Source organism: Streptomyces sp., from assembly GCF_019510245.1.
Taxonomy (GTDB): Bacteria; Actinomycetota; Actinomycetes; order Streptomycetales; family Streptomycetaceae; genus Streptomyces.
In genome coordinates this window covers 1-4,344 of the sequence record NZ_JAEKKT010000353.1, presented here as the reverse complement: position 1 = coordinate 4,344, position 4,344 = coordinate 1, and the positions used below count along the sequence as shown (strand labels likewise).

3 protein-coding genes are annotated in these 4,344 nt (G+C 69.6%); all 3 read right to left on the bottom strand.

Annotated elements, in window-relative coordinates; all coding sequences use genetic code 11:
* On the bottom strand, nucleotides 1-755 hold a 755-nt coding region (locus JF597_RS51335), incomplete at its 3' end, for an ABC transporter ATP-binding protein (RefSeq protein WP_294013455.1).
* Between the two features lie 634 nt (nucleotides 756-1,389).
* A complete protein-coding gene (locus tag JF597_RS51330) occupies nucleotides 1,390-2,130 on the bottom strand; it encodes a DUF4232 domain-containing protein (RefSeq protein ID WP_294013453.1) in 741 nt (246 codons plus the stop codon).
* A gap of 558 nt (nucleotides 2,131-2,688) precedes the next feature.
* Nucleotides 2,689-4,344, bottom strand: a 1,656-nt coding sequence (locus JF597_RS51325) for a hypothetical protein (protein ID WP_294013451.1), incomplete at its 5' end; no start/stop codon positions are given.

Below are 4,344 nucleotides of genomic sequence, written 5' to 3'. Positions count from 1 at the left end.
TCGCCGGTGGCGACGCGGCGCAGTACCTCCGTCGAGGTGCGGCCGTCACGGATCCCTACGGTGCGCTGCACCTGTTCGGACACCAGCGCGTCGTGGGTGACCACGACCACGGTGACACCCAGGTCCTCATTGGCCCGGCGCAGCGCCGCGAAGACCTCGTCGCTGGTGGCGGTGTCGAGTTCGCCGGTGGGTTCGTCGGCGAACAGCACCCGCGGCTCGTTGGCGTTGGCGACGGCGATGGCGACCCGCTGCTGCTCGCCACCGGAGAGCGTGTCGGGGGTGCGGTCCCGGCAGTGCCCGACGGACAGCAGGTCGAGGAGTTCCTCCGCGCGTCCCCGTCGCCGGGACTTCTTGATCCCGGTGTACGTCATCGGAAGCATCACGTTCTCCGCCGCCGAGAGGTAGGGCAGCAGATTGCGTGAGGTCTGCTGCCAGACGAAGCCCACCGTGCGGCGCCGGTAGCTGAGCCGCTCGCGGCGCTTCATCGACAGGAGGTCGTGTCCGGCGACCTCGGCGGCACCCGCGCTGGGCGTGTCCTGGCCGGAGAGTATGCCCAGCAGGGTGGACTTGCCGGAGCCCGAGGCCCCGATCACCGCGATCATCTCGCCCTGGGCCACCGTCAGGTCGAGGCCCTGGAGAGCCTGTACCTCGACGCCCTCGGTCTGGTAGATCCGCACAAGGTTCTCGCAGACCACCAGCCCCGCCTCGCGTTGCGGGACGGCGGTGGCCACCGCCCGCCGACGCAGCTCGTCCAAGTCCGGTGCTGCGGACGGCTGTTCGTGAACTGGCACACGGTCCCCCGAGGAGATGAGGTCTGCGGACAACGCTGTCAGACAGTCGCCAGGATAATGCGGAAGCCTGTACGAGGGCAGCGCTCGGCCGGGTCAGTGGGGGCACCGCGCCTTCACCCAACTGACCGCCCCGTACGCGCACTTCACCAATGACTCCTCTCCTCGGTGAGCGCCACCACCTTGGTCCGGTGAGGGCGGAGGCGCGCGAGTCCCTGGAGCCCTACGAACCGAGTACTTTGCGGGCCGCCATGTCCCGGTGGGTGCGGAGCCGGTTTCATCGGCGAGTGTCGATGTGTGCGCGTCCAGCCAAGGAGGCAGCCAGCCGTCGCGCAGGGCGAGGACCCAGGTCGCCTGCAGCAGTTGCGCCATGATGCCGCGTCCTGTGCGGGCGGCCTCACTGCGGTGACAATGGTGCAGCGGTTGACCTCCGGTGCGGTGACCCCGTGTGTCCTGATGGCGATGACGTCCTGTGTGCGGGGCGCCAGGCCGCATCCATGTCATCTACGACGGACCCGCCACCATCGGCGGTCGGTGAGAACTGGCGCCGCTCCACTCGGCCTCGTCCTGCTGCACGCGCTGGTGCTGCGGCTGGAATCGGTCAAGAAGGCCTGAGCGCCGATACGGCGGTGACGGTCACGGTGTCGTCGCACTCGGCGAACTGCCCGTCGTCCAGGGCCACCTGGTGCGCCCCGGCCCCCGGCAGCCGGACGACCATCGTGGGATACACCACGGGCGCCGAACCGGACACGCAGTACCCGTCGGCCTCTCCCTGCACCTGCACGAACGTCAGCTTCACCCAGGCCTTGCCGCCGGGGGCCACCTTCACCGGCACCGCGGCTCCGGTCGGCTTGACGGTGAGCGGCACGTTCATCTCCGGAGAGCCGTTCCCGGCGCCGGCCACCGTGGGGTGCCCTTTGAGGACGCACGTCCGTCCGGACACGTTGGTGAACTCGACGACGGCCGCCCCGGTCCCCGTACCGGCCGGCCGCACGGCGGCCTGACGGGCGGTCGCCTTCAGGCTGCCCGCGGAACAGGTCGCCGCCGAACCGCCCGGAGCAGGCGCGGACGACCGTGATGCGGAGGTGGTGGGCGAGGAGGAGCCGGGCGCGGACGCTGGCCGGGAGGCGGAGGGAGTGGAGGAACCGGAGCCGGAGCTGCCGGGCTTCGGGGTGCCGGGCGTGGAGGAGGAGGCCGCTGAGCTGACGGCCCCGGACGGGGTGACGCCGCCGTCCGCGGTGTCCGCACCGCCCTTACCGGGCTGACATCCCGCCACCGCCAGCGCCGCCGAAGCCACGACTACCGCCACCGCCGAACCGCGCATTCCGTTCACGTACCGCATGCTGTCCCCCGAGTCCCAGTTGTCCGGAGCACGGCTCCTCGCCGCCCTCGTCGAACCAGACAGAACCGTCGAGCCGGCAGTTCTCCCGCACTCCGACCTGTGACCCACCGGTGACGAAATCCGGCCACGATCACCGTAGAACGCCCGGCAGACCGGGCTCCTGACACGGCTTCAGGCCGAGGGCGTCGTTCTTGCGCACCGGAGCATCGGTTCGATCTCCAGCGCCATGTCGCCGAGGACGAACGGCGCGCGGGGGACCTGCGCGATCAGCTCTCTCGCCTGTGTGACGAGCGGTTCGTAATGCTGTCGGGTGACGTTCCCGAACCGGTCCGCCATGGGGCCCGACGACCGGTAGCCGGCCCGGACGGCGCAGCACGAACTGACGTGACGCGGCGACGGCTTCGCCAGCCTGGCTGCCGCTGACGCTTCGATCCTCATCGCGCGGCCGCCGGGTAAGTCACTTCGCACAAGCTCGCGCCGCGACTGAACCGCTCGCAGCCGCCATGGCCATCACCAGCACCGCAAAGTCCAGCCGCCCTGCAGCCACTCTGCGGAGGTTCAGCGGACGTCGACGTAGTCGGTGACCCGGGCGCTTCTGAGGTAGTGGTCTCCGGTCTCGCGGCTGAGGGCGATGGCCCAGGTGCCGTCCTTTTTCGCGGTCACCATGCCCACGAGGTGGCCATGTCTGTCGCTGTCCAGTTCGCAGACGTAGTGGTAGGTGGTGGAGCCGCGGGGTTTGAAGTAGAGGGTGGGGGAGCCGCTGTCGAGAGGTTTCCAGGTGGTGCCCTTCTTGTACTGGAGGGTGCCGCTGAAACTGATCGGTTGTGACTTGCGGACCGGGCCAGGGTGGGCTCGGAAGCCGGTGATGCGGGTGGCGTAGCGGTAGAGGTGGACGGGCTTGGTGGTGCTGGTGGCCAGGTCGGGGTTGCCGTTGAAGCGGGCGCGCCAGTAGGCGTTGGTGTTCGGGGTGGTGAAGGTGCGGGCGAAGTCCTCGGCGAACTGGGGCTTGTTGTAGCGGATCTTGATGGGGATGGTGGTGGCGTTCTTCCAGCCGCTCTTGCCGTCCTTGGAGTACTGCAGGGTGACGGTGGGCTTGGCGGGCCACGTCGCGCGCGGATCTTCGTAGTAGACGTACCCGGAGACATGCAAGGACGCGTCGTCGTCGAGGGAGGCGCTCATGTCGAGGTGGGTGGTGTATGCGACGTGCAGGCTGAAGGGCTGGGTGGCGACCTGCTGGAAGGGCATGTAATCGGTGCCGACGACGAGTTCGGCGGTCGGGGCGGCGTTGTACGAGGAGACGGGCAGGGTGTAGGTGCCCTGGCTGTCGGTGGTGGTCTCGGCGAGTGGGAAGTCGGGAAGGTCGTTCGGGCCGAGGTCGGAGAGAGTGATCGCGGTATGCGGCAGCGGTTGCCAGCCGGTACTGGTCTGGATCTCCGCGTGGCCGGTGACGGAGGCGGTGGTGCCCTGCTTCAGGTTCAGGGCGTGGGTGCTGGCTGTGAAGCGGACCGGTGCCTGGGTGGTGTGCAGGTACTGCTTGGGCGCCATCACATCGATTGCCCCGGGGTAGGCGTCGGAGGCCTGGGGTGCGACGGCCAGGTCGATCGACGTCCGGACGGGGACGAAGGCGGCGGTGAAGCGGCCGTCGGCCGCGGTGGTGGCGCTCACCCGGCCGCGCCCGGTCTCGATGTCGACGGGCAGGCCGTCGGCGGGAGCGGGGGAGTCGGGGTGGCGGGGATCGTCGGCGAGCACGGTGCCGGTGACGGAGACCTGCTGGTGGAGGTAGTCAGGCACGCTCGGGGTGACGGTCAGGTCGGAGATCGTGACGATGGTCCGGTACTGCAGGGTGTATGGCGAGAGGACACCGGTGATGGTGGCGCCGGAGGCGTCCTGCAGATCGACGGTTATTCGGTAGTCGCCGAGATCCGCCAGGTGGACCGGCGCCCGCCAGGTGCCGGACGTCGCGTCCTGCCCGGAGTACTGGGTGAAGTCCTCGGTCGAACCGGCTTCCGGCGCCCCGTCCGGTGCGTCCAGGGGATAGAAGTGGGCCGTGATGTGGGTGAGGGGACTGTCGGAGTGCGCGGTCACGAAGAGCATCCCCGGCTGGCTGTACGAGCCATCCGCGCCGGACAGGACGGGACCGCCGGCCGCGCCGTCCGCGTGGGCCGGGGAAAGGCCCGTGAACAGGGAGGCGGAGAGCGCGGTAGCTGTGGCAGC

Coding starts and splice junctions, on each gene's coding strand:
- JF597_RS51330 (WP_294013453.1), bottom strand. CDS start 2,130: ATGCGGTACGTGAACGGAATGCGCGGTTCGGCGGTGGCGGTAGTCGTG.